This is a genomic window from Pseudomonas sp. ADPe (assembly GCF_014843515.1).
GTDB lineage: Bacteria > Pseudomonadota > Gammaproteobacteria > Pseudomonadales > Pseudomonadaceae > Pseudomonas > Pseudomonas citronellolis.
The window spans coordinates 4,206,026-4,222,173 of record NZ_CP062122.1 but is presented as its reverse complement, the minus strand read 5'-3'; the positions used below and the strand labels follow the sequence as shown (position 1 = coordinate 4,222,173).

At 68.4% G+C, this 16,148-nt stretch carries 15 protein-coding genes; 6 read left to right on the top strand and 9 right to left on the bottom strand.

The annotated features are described in order from the left end of the window. Nucleotides 1-259: 259 nt before the first annotated feature. The 5 genes from IG194_RS19165 to hrpB all read right to left on the bottom strand — a co-directional run bounded on the left by IG194_RS19165 (nucleotide 260) and on the right by hrpB (nucleotide 6,931). On the bottom strand, nucleotides 260-2,563 hold the full coding sequence (locus tag IG194_RS19165; RefSeq protein WP_058488480.1) for a PqiB family protein: 2,304 nt from the start codon (nucleotides 2,561-2,563) through the stop codon (nucleotides 260-262). Continuing rightward, the gene (locus IG194_RS19160; RefSeq protein WP_009617390.1) at nucleotides 2,556-3,176 is read right to left on the bottom strand and encodes a paraquat-inducible protein A; all 621 of its coding nucleotides are present in this window, start codon (nucleotides 3,174-3,176) and stop codon (nucleotides 2,556-2,558) included. The genes IG194_RS19165 and IG194_RS19160 overlap by 8 nt, the downstream gene beginning before the upstream one ends. After that, nucleotides 3,163-3,819, bottom strand: a complete 657-nt coding sequence (locus IG194_RS19155) for a paraquat-inducible protein A (protein ID WP_058071555.1) — start codon at nucleotides 3,817-3,819, stop codon at nucleotides 3,163-3,165. The genes IG194_RS19160 and IG194_RS19155 overlap by 14 nt, the downstream gene beginning before the upstream one ends. A gap of 117 nt (nucleotides 3,820-3,936) precedes the next feature. Then, nucleotides 3,937-4,326 (bottom strand): helix-turn-helix domain-containing protein, encoded by a 390-nt coding sequence (locus IG194_RS19150; protein ID WP_058071556.1) that lies wholly within the window; start codon nucleotides 4,324-4,326, stop codon nucleotides 3,937-3,939. An 88-nt stretch (nucleotides 4,327-4,414) separates the two neighbouring features. After that, complete coding sequence (gene hrpB, locus IG194_RS19145) at nucleotides 4,415-6,931, bottom strand: ATP-dependent helicase HrpB (protein WP_058488479.1); 2,517 nt, start codon at nucleotides 6,929-6,931, stop codon at nucleotides 4,415-4,417. A 167-nt stretch (nucleotides 6,932-7,098) separates the two neighbouring features. Between hrpB and IG194_RS19140 the strand changes: the two genes are divergently transcribed. Genes IG194_RS19140 through IG194_RS19130 form a run of 3 tightly spaced genes read left to right on the top strand, consistent with a single transcriptional unit; the run spans nucleotide 7,099 to nucleotide 8,925 of the window. Further along, entirely contained in the window at nucleotides 7,099-7,515 is a 417-nt protein-coding gene (locus tag IG194_RS19140; protein ID WP_009617385.1) for a hypothetical protein, read from the top strand. Nucleotide 7,516: 1 nt separating this feature from the next. After that, nucleotides 7,517-8,032, top strand: a complete 516-nt coding sequence (locus IG194_RS19135) for a DinB family protein (RefSeq protein ID WP_058488478.1) — start codon at nucleotides 7,517-7,519, stop codon at nucleotides 8,030-8,032. Nucleotides 8,033-8,034: 2 nt separating this feature from the next. Next, a complete protein-coding gene (locus tag IG194_RS19130) occupies nucleotides 8,035-8,925 on the top strand; it encodes a cation diffusion facilitator family transporter (protein ID WP_412535682.1) in 891 nt (296 codons plus the stop codon). On the opposite strand, the gene IG194_RS19125 is transcribed toward IG194_RS19130, so the two are convergent. Beyond that, nucleotides 8,918-10,081 carry a DUF6515 family protein gene (locus IG194_RS19125; RefSeq protein WP_064987591.1) on the bottom strand — a complete coding sequence of 388 codons (1,164 nt, stop codon included), beginning with the start codon at nucleotides 10,079-10,081 and terminating at the stop codon, nucleotides 8,918-8,920. The genes IG194_RS19130 and IG194_RS19125 overlap by 8 nt on opposite strands. Nucleotides 10,082-10,524: 443 nt before the next feature. Between IG194_RS19125 and IG194_RS19120 the strand changes: the two genes are divergently transcribed. Together IG194_RS19120 and IG194_RS19115 are read left to right on the top strand one after the other, a co-directional pair. Beyond that, on the top strand, nucleotides 10,525-11,004 hold the full coding sequence (locus IG194_RS19120) for an Lrp/AsnC family transcriptional regulator (RefSeq protein WP_009617381.1): 480 nt from the start codon (nucleotides 10,525-10,527) through the stop codon (nucleotides 11,002-11,004). A gap of 458 nt (nucleotides 11,005-11,462) precedes the next feature. Further along, complete coding sequence (locus tag IG194_RS19115) at nucleotides 11,463-11,666, top strand: DUF2788 domain-containing protein (protein WP_009617380.1); 204 nt, start codon at nucleotides 11,463-11,465, stop codon at nucleotides 11,664-11,666. A 7-nt stretch (nucleotides 11,667-11,673) separates the two neighbouring features. Here the strand turns inward: IG194_RS19115 and IG194_RS19110 are convergent, their stop codons facing one another. After that, a complete protein-coding gene (locus IG194_RS19110; protein ID WP_058488476.1) occupies nucleotides 11,674-12,285 on the bottom strand; it encodes a pseudouridine synthase in 612 nt (203 codons plus the stop codon). Nucleotides 12,286-12,380: 95 nt separating this feature from the next. Here IG194_RS19110 and IG194_RS19105 point away from each other — a divergent pair, with 95 nt between their 5' ends. Then, nucleotides 12,381-13,427 carry an MBL fold metallo-hydrolase gene (locus IG194_RS19105; protein ID WP_043313712.1) on the top strand — a complete coding sequence of 349 codons (1,047 nt, stop codon included), beginning with the start codon at nucleotides 12,381-12,383 and terminating at the stop codon, nucleotides 13,425-13,427. 298 nt (nucleotides 13,428-13,725) lie between these two features. On the opposite strand, the gene deoC is transcribed toward IG194_RS19105, so the two are convergent. Both deoC and amn read right to left on the bottom strand, forming a co-directional pair. Then, nucleotides 13,726-14,484, bottom strand: coding sequence for a deoxyribose-phosphate aldolase (deoC, locus tag IG194_RS19100; protein ID WP_058488475.1), 759 nt, complete (start codon nucleotides 14,482-14,484; stop codon nucleotides 13,726-13,728). Between the two features lie 84 nt (nucleotides 14,485-14,568). Then, nucleotides 14,569-16,044 (bottom strand): AMP nucleosidase, encoded by a 1,476-nt coding sequence (gene amn, locus IG194_RS19095; protein ID WP_009617376.1) that lies wholly within the window; start codon nucleotides 16,042-16,044, stop codon nucleotides 14,569-14,571. Nucleotides 16,045-16,148 lie beyond the last annotated feature (104 nt).

The following is a 16,148-nucleotide window of genomic DNA, read 5'->3' as shown; positions in this document are numbered from 1 at the left end:
ACACCGAAAGCTACCGGCTGAAACCATCACTTCTCTCGGCACGGACAAGCCCCCTCTCCCTTCAGGGCGGGGCGCGCAGCCGAGGGCTGGGGAGAGGGTGCTCTTTGAGCCAAACACCAAGCCGCCTGTTGTTCGCGAGCAAGCTCGCTCCTACGAAAATCAAAAGCCCCGCACATCCCAAGCAAAAACGCCCCGCCGGTCTCCCGGCGGGGCGCTTGGTCTCGGATAAGCGGCGTATAACCGCGAACGGTTATACGCCCTACTCGCCCACCGCCTTCCCCAACGGAATCTTCGGCGCCCACTGCAGCCACTCATCCTGGTACTCGTCGAACAACGCAAAGGTCTGCCCCGGCCGCGCCGCAGCGCCCATCTGTGCATTGTCCGGCGTAGCGAAGGCCACGCCCCCGGCGAGGATGGTCTCGAAGGACTCGGTACGCACCTTCACCCCCTTGAACAGGCCGGCATCCACGCCTACCCCGCTGGTGTTCCAGAAGCGGCTGCCGGTGCGCACCAGGGGCGCGTAGCGCGGTTCGATGAGGATGTGGATCAGCACCCGGTCGCCCTGCTCGCCCAGTTCGAAGGAGGTCACCTTGCCCACCTGCACCTCGCGGTAGGTCACCGGCACGCCGGGCTTCAGCGAGCCGCGGCGGGCGGCGCTCAAGGTCAGGCGCAGGCCGTCGGCGTCGAGCAGGCGGTTGGGCTGCTGCGCCAGCAGCTTGAAACTGTTCTGCGCCGGGCCCGGCTTGGCCGCCGGCAGCACTTCGATATACGGGCCGCTGACCAGGGTGCCGAGGTTCTCCGCGCCGCCCAGGCCGAGCTGCGCCGAGACCACCCAGAAGCGGCTGCCCTGGCGGGCGATGCTGTCCTGGGCCTTGATCAGGCGCGCCTTGAGCACCACGCCGCCGAGGTCGCGGCTGAGGTCCACCTGTTCCACGCGGCCCACGTCCAGGCCGCGGTAGCGGATCACCGTGCCCTCGCGCAGGCCGTCGGCCGAGTCGGCGCGCAGCTCGATCAGTTGGCCCTTGGCGTGGGCGCTGTCCTCGCTGCCGTAGAGGGCGAAGCGGCGCACCTTGGTGACGGGCGCGGCCTTGGGGTCGGGGGTGTCGAAGGCGATGCCGCCGCTGATCAGCGTCTGCAGCGATTCGCTCTTGAACTTGATGCCGTTGAGGTCGCCGCTCAATGTCACGCCGCTGACGTTCCAGAAGCGCGTCGAGGTGTTCACCAAGGCCGCGTATTCAGGCTCGATGTGCACGCCCACCACCACCCGCTGGCGATCGCGGGACAGCTGGTAGCTCTGCACGGTGCCGACCTTCATCTGCCGGTAGAGGATGGGCGTGCCCACCTCCAGCGAGCCCAGGCGGTCGCTGGTCAGCACCAGGTGCAGGCCGGGCGCGTCCAGGTTCAGCGGCGGCGCCTTCGGGCGCACGGTGAACTCGCGGGTGGGTTCGCCCTCCTTGGAGAAGCGCACGGCGATGTAGTTGCCCTTCACCAGCGCCTCCAGCCCGGTGATGCCGGCCAGCGAGATGCTCGGCTTGACCAGCCAGAACTCGCTCTTGGCGTTGAGGAACTCCTCGGTGCGCGGGTCCATGGACAGGGTGGCGGTGGCGCCGTTGAAGTCCTTGTTCATGTCGATGGCCTTCACCGTGCCCACCTGCACGCCGTTGTACATCACCGGGGTGCTGCCGGCGGAAAGGCCGCTGACGTCGTCCACCTTCAGGCGCACCGCCAGGCCCGCCTGGGCGGCGTCGTAGTCCTCGTAGAGGCGGAACGGCTTGGTCGGGTCGGTGGGCGGGCTGTCCGGGTAGCTGTCCGGGGTGGCGAAGGCGATGCCGCCGGCGGCGATGCTGGCCAGCGACTCGGTGCGCAGCTTCAGGCCGCTGAGGCTGCCGGACAGGGTGATGCCGCTGGCGTTCCAGAAGCGCGTGTGCTTGCGCACCAGGTTGGCGTAGGCCGGCTCGATGTGGATCTTCACCTCGATGGTCTTCTGGTCGTCGGCCAGCTGGTAGCTCTTCACCTGGCCGACCTGGATCTGCCGGTAGTAGATGGGGCTGCCCTGCTCCAGCGAACCCAGGCGCTCGGCCTTGAGCATCAGGTGCAGGCCGGGCAGGCTGTCGGACAGCGGCGGCGGCTCCTTGAGCGCGACGAAGTCGTGGTTGAGCTCGCCCTTCACCGGGTCGACGGCGATGTAGTTGCCCGACACCAGGGTCTCCAGCCCGGTCACCCCGGCCAGGGACACGCGCGGCTTGACCAGCCAGAAGCGCGTGCGCTTGCTCAGGTACTCGATGCTTTCCTTGCGCATCTCGACCACCGCGGTGACGCCCAGGGTAGGCTTGTTCACGTGCAGGTCGACGACCTTGCCCACGGCGATGCCCTTGAAGATCACCTCGGTCTTGTTCGGCTGGATGCCGTCGCCGCTCTCGAACTGGATGTTGATGGTCACCCCGGCCTGGTCGTAGGCGCGCCAGGCCAGCCAGGCGCCGATGGCCAGGGCGATCAGCGGCAGGATCCAGATCGCCGACCAGTTGGTGGTCTTGCGCAGTTTCGGGGTGGGGAGTTCACTCATCGTCGTTTTCCGCGTCCGTGTTATCCCAGATCAGCCTGGGATCGAAAGTCACTGCCGCCAGCATGGTCAGCACCACCACAGTGGCGAAGGCGGCTGCACCGAGGTTCGCCTCGATGCTGGCCAGGTTGCCGAAGTTCACCAGGGTCACGAGGATGGCGATGACGAAGATATCGAGCATCGACCAGCGACCTATCCACTCGATGAAGCGGTACATCAGGATGCGTTGCCGCGCCGACATCGGCTGGTGGCGCTGCACCGAATAAAGCAGCAGGGCGATGCCGACCAGCTTGAAGGTCGGCACCAGGATGCTGGCGACGAACACCACCGCGGCCACCGGGATCATGTCCGCGTGGATCAGCTCCACCACCCCTTCCATGATGGTCGCCGGGGTGCCGCTGCCGAGGAAGTTGACGGTCATGATCGGCAGCAGGTTCGCCGGGATGTAGAGGATGGCCGCGGTGATCAGCAGCGCCCAGGTGCGGGTGAGGCTGTTCGGCCGCCGCGCGTGCAGCACCGAGCCACAGCGCGAACAGTGCTGCGGCTCTTCGTCGGTGGCGCGGTTGAGCTGGTGGCATTCGCCGCAGGTCAGGATGCCGGCGTCAATGGCCCTCATCGTCGAACTCCCCGGCCAGCGATTCCCACACCTGGTGGCGCGACATGGTCACCTCCAGCCATATCTGGCTGAGCAGCAGGCCGATGAAGCAGGCCAGGCCCACGCCGATGTGCAGTTCGGCCATGTCGATCAGCTTGACGATGGCCACCAGGATGCCCATCAGGTAGACCTCCAGCATGCCCCACTCGCGCAGGTGCTGGTACCAGCGCAGCAGTTGCATGGCCTGCGCGCGCGCCACGTCGAAGCGCAGGCTGCAGAGGACGAACAGCTGGCACAGCAGCTTGGCCAGGGGGATCACCATGCTGCACAGGAACACCAGCACGGCCACTCCGTGCATGCCCGAGGCGTACAGGCCAAGCACCCCGCCCCAGACGGTGTCGATACCGACCTGGCCGAGGATGTCGATCTTCATGATCGGCAGGAAGTTGGCCGGGATGTAGAGGAAAAGCGCGGTGAGCACCAGCGCCATGGCGCGGCGCACCATGTGCGGCCGGTGGATTTCCAGCTCGTAGCCGCAGCGCGGGCAGACCGAGCGGCTGCCCGTGGGGACCGGCTCGCGGCGCATCAGCAGGTCGCATTCATGGCAGGCGATCAGCTGCTCCAGCGGCAGGTCTCGCAGCGCACGGCTGTCGGTTTCGGACATGGGGGGACTCTGGATGATTTGTGCCTATTGTAGACGAGGCGGCCCCCGCGGCGCTGCGCCCGCAGCGCCTCGGAATCAGCCGAAAAGCCGCTCGCGGGGCTTGCCATCGGCGGTGTTTCAGGCCCTGGGTTTCCCAGTGGCTCCTGCCGCCGCCCGGCGCTTTGCCATGGCGGGGCTGGTGCCGCGTGGAAGGAACCGGCCCTCGGCCTTGGCGGGCCGCGCCGGAAGCAGCGCATCAGCCACGATCGCACCCAGCGTCATCCGCATGCCGAATTTGTTGAGGATGCCATTGAGCGTCCCGATGGTGGGGTTTCCCTTGTCGCTCTCGAGCTGGTAGAGCGCCTTCGTCGATATCCTGCACATGGCGGCGAAGGTGTCCTGGTCGAGCCCGGTGACCTCGACGCGCAACCGGCGAATGGAAACACCGAGCGACTCCCGCCCCTGCACATTCGCCCGCAGAATGTCGTCGATCAGCCGCTGGCGCTCCTCGGTGGTGATGTTCCTCATAGCAGGCCCCATCAGCCTTTTTCGGCAATAAAATTCCGGTTCATCCCTTCCGCCCCCTATAAATCGGCATTTTAATTCCGACTCACATTCATTTGCGCGGCTTGGCCCGGGCGGTGGGTTCGGCGATCAGCGGGTCATCCGGCCAGTAGTGCTTGGGGTAGCGGCCCTTGAGGTCCTTCTTCACCTCGGCGTAGGTGCTGCGCCAGAAGTTGGCCAGGTCCTGGGTCACCTGCACCGGGCGCTGTGCCGGCGACAGCAGGTGCAGTTTCACCGCCAGGCGGCCGCCGGCGATGCGCGGGGTGTCGGCCAGGCCGAACAGTTCCTGCAGGCGCACCGCCAGGACCGTCGGGAATTCGCTGTAGTCCAGGCGGATGTTCGAGCCGGACGGCACCTGCAGGGTGCGTGGCGCCAGTTCGTCCAGGCGTTGCGGCAGCGGCCAGGGCAGCAGGCCGTGGAGGATGCCGGGCAGTTCCAGGTTGGCGAAGTGGGCCAGGCGCGAGACCTTGCCCAGGTATGGCAGCAGCCAGTCCTCCAGGGAGGCCAGCAGGGCCGCATCGCTAACGTCCGGCCACTCGCTTTCGCCCTTGCCTTCCAGGTCGAGGCGGCGCAGCAGGTTCACCCGCCCCTGCCACTGGCGCAGTTCCGGGGTCCAGGGCAGCAGTTCCAGGCCCTTGCGCCGCACCAGGCCGAGCAGCGCGCGGCTGCGGGCTTCGGCGTCGAGGCCGGGCAGCGCCTCGCGACTGAGCACCAGTTCGCCGACCTTGCGCTGGCGTTCGGCGCGCAGCACGCCTTCGCGCTCGTCCCAGTCCAGTTCGTCGTGCACCTTCACCTGCTCGGCCAGCACAGTATCGAACAGCGCCGCGTCCAGGGCGGCGGCCAGGTAGATGCGTTCTTCGCGCTGGCCCTGGCGGCTGCCGAGGTCGGCGACCACCAGCCAGGGTTCCTTCATCAATGCATCCGGCTCACCGAACTGCGCGGCGCGGCCGTTGGCCAGGCGGTATTCGCCGCCGCCCTCGCGACGCTGGCGGGCCACGCGGTCGGGATAGGCGAAGGCCAGCAGCGCGCCCAGCCAGCGCGGGTGGTCGGGGTCGGCCACCGCTTCGCTCGGCTTGCCGCGCAGGTAGCCGCGGAACTGCCGGGCCAGTTGCTTGGCCCGTTGTACTGCGCCGCGACTGGCGCGGTTGCCGGCCGACTCTCTGGCAAGCAGCGCCGTGCGTTCGTGCAGGTCGGCGCCAGCGCCGCGCAGGATGTCGCGCTCGCCCAGCAAGGCGGCGACGTCGCAGGCCAGGCTGCCCAGGCCCAGCGCCTGGCCGCGCAGCAGCAGGTGGGCGATGCGCGGGTGCGCCGGCAGTTCGGCCATGGCCTGGCCGTGGGCGTTCAGCGCGCCGCTGTCGTTCAGTGCACCGAGACGCGCGAGCAGCTCGCGGGCCTGGGCATAGGCCGCCGCCGGCGGCACGTCGAGCCAGGCCAGCTCCTCCGGCGCCACGCCCCAGCGGCCCAGTTGCAGCGCCAGGCCGGCGAGGTCGGCCTGGAGGATTTCCGCCGTGCCGTAGGCCGGCAGTTGCTCATGCTGCGCCTCCGACCACAGCCGGTAGCACACGCCCGGCTCCAGGCGTCCGGCGCGGCCGGCGCGCTGGGTGGCCGAGGCGCGGGAAATGCGCTGGGTCTCCAGGCGGGTCATGCCGCTGCCCGGGTCGAAGCGCGGTACCCGCGCCAGCCCGGCGTCCACCACCACGCGCACGCCGTCGATGGTCAGGCTGGTCTCGGCGATGTTGGTGGCCAGCACCACCTTGCGCTTGCCGGGCGGCGCCGGCTCGATAGCGGCGCGCTGGGCGGACAGCTCCAGTTCGCCGTGCAGCGGGCACAGCAGCACCTCGTCGCGCCCGGCCAGGGCCTCGCCCAGTTGCTCGGCGACGCGGCGAATCTCCGCCTGCCCCGGGAGGAACACCAGCAGGCTGCCGGGCTCGTCGGCCAGGGCCTGGAGCACCGTCTGCACCACCCGCGGCTCGACGAATTCGCCAGCCTGCCAGGGCCGTCCCCAGCGCAGCTCCACCGGGAACATGCGCCCCTCGCTGCGCACCACCGGCGCCTCGTCGAGCAAGGCGGACAACCGCTCGCCCTCCAGGGTGGCGGACATCACCAGCACCTTCAGCGGCGTGTCGCGCAGCAGCTCGCGGCCGTTCAGGGTCAGCGCCAGGGCCAGGTCGGCGTCCAGGCTGCGCTCATGGAATTCGTCGAAGATCACCAGGCCCACGCCTTCCAGCGCCGGGTCGTCCTGCAGGCGGCGGGTGAGGATGCCCTCGGTGACCACCTCGATGCGCGTCTTCGGCCCTACCCTGCTGTCCAGGCGGATGCGGTAGCCGACCGTGTCGCCGACCTTCTCCCCCAGCTCCGCGGCCAGGCGCTCGGCCGCGGCGCGGGCGGCCAGGCGGCGCGGTTCGAGCATGAGGATGCCCTGCCCGGCCAGCCAGGGCTCGTCGAGCAGCGCCAGCGGCACCCGGGTGGTCTTGCCGGCGCCGGGCGGCGCCTCCAGCACGGCCTCGTGGCGCTCGCCCAGGGCCTGGCGCAGGGATGGCAGAATGGCATCGATGGGAAGGGCATTCATGGCTATATTTCATCCACCCTTAAGCACGCGGAAACAACGAACCGGCGATTATAACGGCGAACCACGACCGACCCGCCGCAGTCCTATGCAACAAGGGCGGCGGCCGACGATAGAGGCCCCTGCGCCGCATTGATATAGTTGCCCGAAGCCTATTCCGGAGGTCCTAGATGCGTCTTGCCACCCGAGTTTCCTGCGCGGTTCTCAGCGCAGCCCTGCTGAGCCAACTGGCCGCCTGCGGCACCCTGTTCTACCCCGACCGCCGCGGCCAGATCGACGGCCGCATCGACCCGGCCATCGCCGTGTTCGACGCCATCGGACTGTTGTTCTACATCATCCCGGGGCTGATCGCCTTCGGCGTAGACTTCGCCACCGGAGCCATCTATCTGCCGGACGAGAAATACTCCGTCGCCCCCGAGAAACTGCACGAGGCGGTCGGCGCCGACGGCCAGGTGGACCGGACTAAACTCAAGGCAATCATCGAACGCGAGACCGGCCGTGCCCTGCCGCTGGACGACCCACGCCTGATCCAGCGCGTCGGCAACCCGCAGCAGCTGGCCAGCCTGGGGCTCAAGCTGGAGGGCTGACATGCACGCGGCACTGGGGCGCCACCTGGAAAAACTCCTCGACTACCATCTGTGGGCCCACGAACGCATCCTCGAGGCCGTCGCGCCCCTGGACGAGGCCGCCTACCGCGAACCGCGCGGGCTGTTCTTCGGCAGCCTGCACGGCACCCTCAACCACCTCGCGGTGGTCGACCGCATCTGGCTCGATCGCGTCGTCGGCCGGCCCTGGCAGTTCACCCGCCTGGACAGCGAGGCCGCGCCGGACCGCGCAGCCCTGGCCGACTTCCTCCGCGAGGGCGTGCACGGCTGGAAGCAGTGGCTGGCCCGGCAGGACGAGCGCGACCTCGGCAAGCTGCTGGAATACCGCAACATGGCCGGCCAGGACCACCGCCAGAGCCTGGCCGACATCGTCCAGCACCTGGTCAACCACGGCACCCACCACCGCGGGCAGATGAGCGCCGCGCTCACCGCCCTCGGCCAGCCGGCGCCGCTGCTCGACTACATCTATTTCCTGCCGCAACGCCAGGACACCCGCTGAACTTGGACAACCGACGCGCCCGCCTGCTGCACCTGGCCACCAGCGCCTCGCTGGCGGTGGCCGTCACCCTGGTAGTGGCCAAGGCCCTGGCCTGGTGGCACAGCGGCTCGGTGAGCCTGCTGGCCGGCCTGACCGACTCCCTGCTCGACGGCGCCGCCTCGCTGCTCAACCTGCTGGCGGTGCGCTATTCGCTGCGCCCGGCGGACGACGACCACCGCTACGGCCACGGCAAGGCGGAGTCGCTGTCGGGCATGGGCCAGGCGCTGTTCATCTCGGTCAGCGCCGTGCTCATCGGCTCCCAGGCGCTGGACCGCCTGCAGCACCCCGAACCGCTGGGCGCCACCGGCTGGGGCATCCTGGTGATGCTGCTGTCGCTGGCCCTGACCGCCGCGCTGCTGGGCGTGCAGCGCTACGTCATCAAGCGCACCGGCTCGCTGGCGGTGCAGGCCGACTCGCTGCACTACCGCTCCGACCTGCTGCTCAACAGCAGCATCCTGGTCGCCCTGCTGCTGGCGCACTACGGCTTCCCGCGGATGGACGCGTTCTTCGGCCTGGGCATCGCCGCCTACATCCTCTGGAGCGCCGTGCGCATCGCCCGCGAGTCGGTGGCGGTGCTGATGGACGAGGAACTGCCGGCGGACGTCAGCGAGCGCATGCTCGAACTGGTGCGCCAGGTGCCCGGAGTAGTCGGTGCACACGACCTGCGCACGCGGATTTCCGGCGATCGCTGGTTCGTCCAGTTGCACCTGGAGCTGCCCGGCGACATGCGCCTGTCCCAGGCCCACACCCTGTGCGATCAAGCCGTACTGGCGATCCGCGCCGAGTTCCCCCGGGCCGAGGTGCTGGTACACGCAGACCCGCTGGAAGTGGTGGGCCGGGAAACCATCAGTTGATGCTGTAGCCGCGCCCCTGCAGGCAACTGCCCAGCGCGCCGCGGTAGGTATCCACGGCCTGCTGCGACGGCGCGTAGCCGGCCATGGCCGGGTCGAAGCCGCTCTGCCCGACCGCCCAGGTATGGCACTCGTAGTGGTCCTGGGCCTGCTGCTGCGGGCTCTGCCCGTACATCGGGTAGGCGATCACGTCGTAGGGGTTGCCCGTCGGCGCCGGGGCCTGCGCCACTTGCGGCGGGGGCGGCACCACCTCGTAGGTCTGCGAGGAATTGTCGAACAGGTAGTAGGTGCCGGCAGCGAGGAAGTACAGCATGCTGCCGAACCACAGTTGCTCAGCATAGGACGGCAGGTAGCTCACCCGCACGCCGTAGGGCGGCACCACCACCACGTAACGCGCGCCATGGGGGCGGTACCAGTAGCCGTCGTTGAAGAAGTAGTCGCTGCCGCGCCAGGGCACCCGGTAATAGCCCGAGGGCACGCGGTCCACCACATAGCCCGGCCGCCAGTTCGACGGATGCGGCCCCCAGTTGCCGCCCGGGCGGCCATGCCAGGCATTGCCGGGCGCGGGCGGCGGCCGGCCCTGCCAGGAACCGCCTCCGCCGGAAGGCCGGCCGGGGCCGTGGCCATTGCCGCCACCCTGGTTGGGGCTGGACCACTGGGTGGTCCAGTTCCCGGGACGGTGGTCGGGGCCGCGGTCGTCATGACCGGTGGCGGGGCGGCCCGGCGATTGGCCGTTCCAGTCGTTCTGGGGTCGGCCTTGTCCCTGGCTGGCCTGGTTGCCCTGGGGCCGGCCTTGCCATTGACCGCCCTGGTTGCCCTGCGGTCGGCCTTGCCATTGGTTGCCCTGGCTGCCTTGCGGCCGGCCTTGCCACTGGCCGCCCTGGTTGCCTTGCGGCCGGCCCTGCCACTGGCCGCCCTGGTTGCCCTGCGGCCGGCCTTGCCATTGGTTGCCTTGGTTGCCCTGCGGACGCCCCTGCCATTGGTTGCCCTGGTTGCCCTGCGGACGGCCCTGCCACTGGCCGCCCCCATTTCCGCCACCATGCCCACCCTGTCCGCCATGGCCGCCCTGCCCGGGCCCCTGCCCTTCGGCGAAGGCCTGGCCAGCGATGGCCAGTGACAGCAACCCAACGGATGCCAGACGCCAGATGCCCGACTTCATGAATGCCTCGCAGCGGCCTGCCGGCCGATCTCACTCGTTTGCATGACAGATAGACAACCGCGCAGGCCGCGCATCCCCGGGGCCAGGGTAAAGTCAAGGTAAAGGTCGGCGGGCGAATCGCAGGCAAGAAAAAAGGGAGGTCAGTGACCTCCCCTCGGGAAATTCGTCCTGGCTCGTCGCTCCTGGCGCCGGCTCACCTCGCTCCACCTTCTGGGCGGTGCGTAGCCCGGTGGCCTGGGCGACCCGATCGGGTCGGCAGGCCGCGATGCGCCTGATTGGGCGGATCGCCGTGGACGTATGGGTCCGGGCCGTGATTTCTGGAGCCATGTTACGGGGAGCGAAGCGGCAGCGGATTGCGAAGATTGCGCATCAAACTATCCATTGCGCAATAAATCCCCAAGAATGTATAAAAACATGCAAGCCGATAAATTTTCGAGGCCACAATGAACAAACTGGACCGCTACGACCTGCGAATCCTCGCCGAATTGCAGCGCGACGCGCGCATCTCCAACCAGGAGCTGGCCGAACGCATCGGCCTGTCGCCCTCGCCCTGCTCGCGGCGCGTCAAGCAACTGGAAGACGACGGCTACATCCTGCGCCAGGTCGCCCTGCTGGACAGCAAGAAGCTCGGCCTGAGCCTCACCGCCTTCGTCCTGATCGGCATGGACAGGCACACCCCGGAGCGCTTCGAGCACTTCCAGTCGATCATCGCCCAGTGCCCGGAGGTGCTGGAGTGCAGCCTGGTCACCGGGATGGATGCGGACTACCAGCTGAAGGTGATGGTGCCGGACATGGAGCACTACCAGCACTTCCTGCTCGGCACCCTGACGCGCATCGAGGGCGTGACCAGCGTGCGGTCGAGCTTCGTGCTGCGCAACATCATGGCCAGCACCGAGCTGCCGCTGGAGCACCTGCGCAGCTGACCCGGCAAATGTAGGAGCGCGCCCTGCGCGCGAATCGCGGACAAGGTCCGCTCCTACGCTCTCAGGCAAACACAAGACACGTAGGATGGCGTTGAGCGAAGCGATACCCATCACCACGACCGCATGGGCAGGCACGGCTTCTCGTAGGAGCGAGCTTGCTCGCGAACAGATTCCGCCGCGGGGCTCATTCGCGAGCAAGCTCGCTCCTACGAAGGACGCCCACTGCGACAAATCCGCGCACCCCGCGTCCTGCCAGCGCCGCCCGGCGCTCGACTATTTCCCGCCGGGGCCGCTGCGGCGGGACTTCTTCGGCCGTCGCCGGCCCCGCGCGGGAAATTCTGCTCACTTTCTGCACAGCGCTGATCAACCGGCGACCAAGCCCTTATAATGCCGCCCGTCCTCGCGACCGCCGGACCTTCCGGCCCCCACTCAAGCGCCCGCGCCGGGCAGGAGCAGCAATGAACGAGAGTTTCGAAGACTGGATGATGTACGGGCTGGTCAGCGCCCTGGTCCTGTTCATGGCCTTCATCGTCTGGGACCTGGCCAAGAAGTCCAAGGCCGGACGCATGGGCACCATGGTGCTGTTCTTCGCCCTCGGCCTCGGCGTCTTCGGCTTCCTGGTCAAATCCTTCGTGGTCGCCGGCCTGGAAGGCGGTTTCTGATCCAGCCCTAGGGCTGCACCTCGCGCCACTCCCCCGGCTGCAGCCCGTCCAGGCTCCAGGGGCCGATGCGCACCCGCACCAGGCGCAGGGTCGGCAGGCCGACGGCCGCCGTCATGCGCCGCACCTGGCGGTTGCGCCCCTCGCGGATCACCAGTTCCAGCCAGGCAGTGGGCACCGACTTGCGGAAACGCACCGGCGGCACCCGCTCCCACAATTGCGGCTCGTCGATGCGCCGCGCCTCGGCCGGCAACGTCGGGCCATCGTTGAGCTGCACGCCTTCGCGCAGGCGCTGCAACTGCGCCTCGTCCGGCTCGCCCTCCACCTGCACCCAATAGGTCTTCGGCAGCTTGTGCCTGGGGTCGGCGATGCGCGCTTGCAGGCGGCCGTCGTTGGTCAGCAGCAGCAGCAGCCCCTCGCTGTCGCGGTCCAGGCGCCCGGCGGGATAGACGCCGGGCACCGGCACGTAGTCCTTGAGCGTCGCCCTGCCCTCGCCATCGCTGAATTGCGTCAGCACGTCGAACGGCTTGTTCAGCAGGATCAGCCGCGGCTGCGCCGGCGGCGCCTTGGCGACGCGGCGGGGAGCGGGACGACGTGCGGTGGGACGAGGCGGACGGGGCATGGGCGAAAAGGCAACGAGTCGGCGGAGCACAAGGATGGGCCGGCATGCTAGGTTGTGCCACCGTTCCCCCGCAAGAGCACGCAGAGCATCCCACCATGCCCAAGGCCCGTCGCTCCCCCTGGCTGATCACCCTGCTCAACCTCGCCGGCCGCCTCGGCGGCGGCTACAGCGGGCCGCAAAGCCCGAACTTCGACGGCCTGCGCTTCCGCAACCTGGACGCCAAGCCGCACCACGGCTTCCGTGAATTCCTCAAGTGGCAGCTGGAGCGCGACAGGCAACTGGCCTGGATCGAACAGCCCGGCGCCGAACGCCGTCCGGAAACCCCGGCGCAGGTCAGCGGCGAGGAACTGCGCGTCACCTACATCAACCACGCCACCCTGCTGATCCAGCACCGCGGCCTGAACATCCTCACCGACCCGCTGTGGTGCGAGCGCACCAGCCCCTTCAGCTTCGTCGGCCCCAAGCGCCACCATCCGCCGGGCCTGGCCCTGGACGAACTGCCGCCGATCAACCTGATCCTGGTCAGCCACAACCACTACGACCACCTGGACGTCGGCAGCCTGGGCGAACTGGCCCGGCGCTTCCCGCAAGCGAAGGTGGTGACCGGCCTGGGCAACGCCGAGCTGATCCGCGCCTGCGGCTTCGTCGACGTGCACGAGCTGGACTGGTGGCAGAGCCTGCCGCTGCACGAGGGCATGCTGCTCACCGGCGTGCCGGCGCAGCACTGGTCGGCGCGCTCGCGCTACGACACCAACCGCACCCTGTGGCTGGGCTTCGTGCTGAAATCGGCGGACGGCCCCGTGCTGTTCCCCGGCGACACCGGCCTGGGCCCGGAATTCGCGCTGATCCGCGAACGCTTCGGGCCGATGCGCTTCGCCGCGCTGCCCATCGGCGCCTACGAACCGCGCTGGTTCATGCGCCACCACCACATGAACCCGGACGACGCCGTGCAGGCCCACCGCACGCTGGAATCGCAGTGCAGCATGGCCATCCACTTCGGCACCTTCCGCCTCAGCGACGAAGGCCAGTTCGCCCCCGTCCACGACCTGGCCCGGGCGCTGGACGAACAGGGCGTGGAAAGCCAGGCGTTTCGTGCGCCAAAGCCGGGGGAGCAGTGGTTGGTGGGGCGGATGGGTGGGTAGGCCTTAGCTTCGTGTGTGGGGGGACTCTCGACCAGAGTCTCCCGGAACCATTGGTGCCAATACGAACGCCGCCCCTCTCCCCAACCCTCTCCCTGAAGGGAGAGGGAGTCGTTCGGCGTGCGCTGGCACTTCCGCACTCCCTGATGCCCCGCATAGCGCCTGATATTTCCATGAGACATGTCTTCCACGTCGGCACGGACTAGCCCCCTCTCCCTTCAGGGAGAGGGCTGGGGAGAGGGTGCTCTTTGGAGGCATCGCAGAGAGGCGCCATTCGCGAGCAAGCTCGCTCCTACAAAAGTCACGCCTCCATTTCGCGCAACAGCTCATCGAGCAACGCCGAAGCCCCGATGCGCAGGTGCTCGGACGTAATCCAGTCATCCCCAAGCATCTCCTGCGCGATAGCCAGGTAGACCTCGGCATCGTCCAGGCTACGAATACCACCGGCCACCTTGAGTCCCACCTTGCCGCCCGACTCCACGATGCACTCCAGCATCACCCGCGCAGCCTCAGGCGTGGCGTTCACGGCCACCTTGCCAGTACTGGTCTTGAGAAAATCGGCACCACCGGCAATAGCCTCGCGACAAGCCGTACGAATCAACTCGGGCTCACCCAACTCGCCACTTTCGATAATCACCTTGAGCCGATGGTAGGGCCCGCAAAGCGCCTTGCAGGCACGAATCAGTTCCACCGCCCCATCTGCCCGTCCAGCCTTGAGCGCTTGCCAGGGATAGACCAGATCGATCTCATCAGCACCCTCGGCAAGGGTACGCCGCACCTCCTCCACCACCTCGGCCAAAGGCGCATCACCGGCGGGAAAGTTGCACACACTGGCGACCTTCACCGAGCGCGCACCAAAGCCATTGAGCGTGCGCCGCGCCACATGCACGAAACGCGGGTAGACACACACCGCCGCCACCTCGCCATAGGGCGTCAACGCCCGGCGGCAGAGCTGGACGATGCGCGGCATATCGTCGTCGGCATTCAGCGAGGTCAGGTCGAGCAGCGACAGTACCCGCGCAGCGCGCTCGGCGCGGGTCGGTTGCAGGGGTTCAGCCATGGCGTCCTCCGGTTGCGGCCTTTGCGCCATCCTGCCACGGCCCCTCCCCGCGCGGGCGGGAAAGGGCCGTGGCCATGCGCCGGATCAACGGAACGGCGGCTCGTCGAAACTGCGCAGCTTGCGCGAATGCAGCGAGTTGAGCTGGGTGCGCAGCAGGTCGACGGCGGCGATTCCGATCGCCAGGTGCTGGCTCACCGCGCGCTGGTAGAAGGCGCTGGCGGCGCCCGGCAGCTTGATCTCGCTGTGCAGCGGCTTGTCCGAGACGCACAGCAGCGTGCCGTAGGGCACCCGCAGGCGGTAGCCCTGGGCGGCGATGGTGCCGCTCTCCATGTCCACCGCCACGGCCCGCGCCAGGTTGATCAGCGGGCGCTCCTGGGCCCAGTGCAGCTCCCAGTTGCGGTCGTCGTAGGTCAGCACGGTGCCGGTGCGCAGGCGCCGCTTGAGCTGCTCGCCGCGTTCGCCGGTGACCAGCGCCGCGGCCTCCTGCAGCGCCACCTGCACCTCGGCCAGCGCCGGGATCGGGATGTGTGGCGGCAGAACCCGGTCGAGGATGCCGTCGCGACGCATGTAGGCGTGGGCCAGCACGTAGTCGCCGATGGTCTGCGACTGCCGCAGGCCGCCGCAGTGGCCGATCATCAGCCAGCAGTGCGGGCGCAGCACGGCCAGGTGGTCGGTGATGTTCTTGGCGTTGGACGGGCCGACGCCGATGTTGATCAGGGTGACGCCGTCGCCGTCGCTGGCGATCAGGTGATAGGCCGGCATCTGGAAACGGTGCCACTCGACGCCGGCGATGATGGCGTTGGCCTCGCCCCGATCCATGTCGCGCTCGATCACCACGTTGCCCGGCAGCACCATGCGCACGAAGCGCGGGTCCTCGTGCAGGCGCTCCAGGCCCATGTGGATGAACTGGTCGACGTAGCGGTGGTAGTTGGTCAGCAGGATCCACGGCTGCACGCAGCGCCAGTCGCTGCCGGTGTAGTGCACCAGACGGCGCAGCGAGAAGTCGGTGCGCGCCGCGTCGAACAGCGCCAGCGGCATGGGGTCGGCGCCTTCCCACTGGTACAGGCCGTCGGCAATGCCGTCGGAAGTGGCCGACAGATCGGTGCTGGGGAACACCCGCGCCAGCTCGGCGGCGGTCACGCCCGAGCCGGCCAGCTCGTCGCCCTGCTCCACCACGTAGGGATAGGGAATGTTCTGCTCGCTGGGGCCGACCTCGATGCGCACGGTGAAGTCTTCCATCAGCGGGCGCAACTGCTCCAGCAGGTATTTGCGGAAGGCCGCGGGGTGGGTGATGGTCACCGCATAGGTGCCGGGCGTCTGCACCTTGGCATAGGCGCGGGTGGTCGAGGGCACCTCGCCCTGGCACAGGTAGGTCAGGCGAAGCTGCGGATAGCGGAACAGCGCGCGCTCCTCGGCGCCCGGCTGCTCGCGGGTCTTCAGGTAGCGCCGCAGAGCCTGGCTGAGCGCCCCGGTGGCGCGCTGGTGCAAGGCGGCAAGGCGGTCGACCGCTTCTTCTGCGGTATGGGCGACGACGAAAGCGTCGCCGAGCTCGGCATTCATGGTGGGCTTCCTGTCTGAGCGATCAGCTCCATCTTGCCTGCTTATTTGCAGGAAGGGGATGACTGAATCATGTCCTTGGTTCCCCATCCAGCCGGGAGGACTCC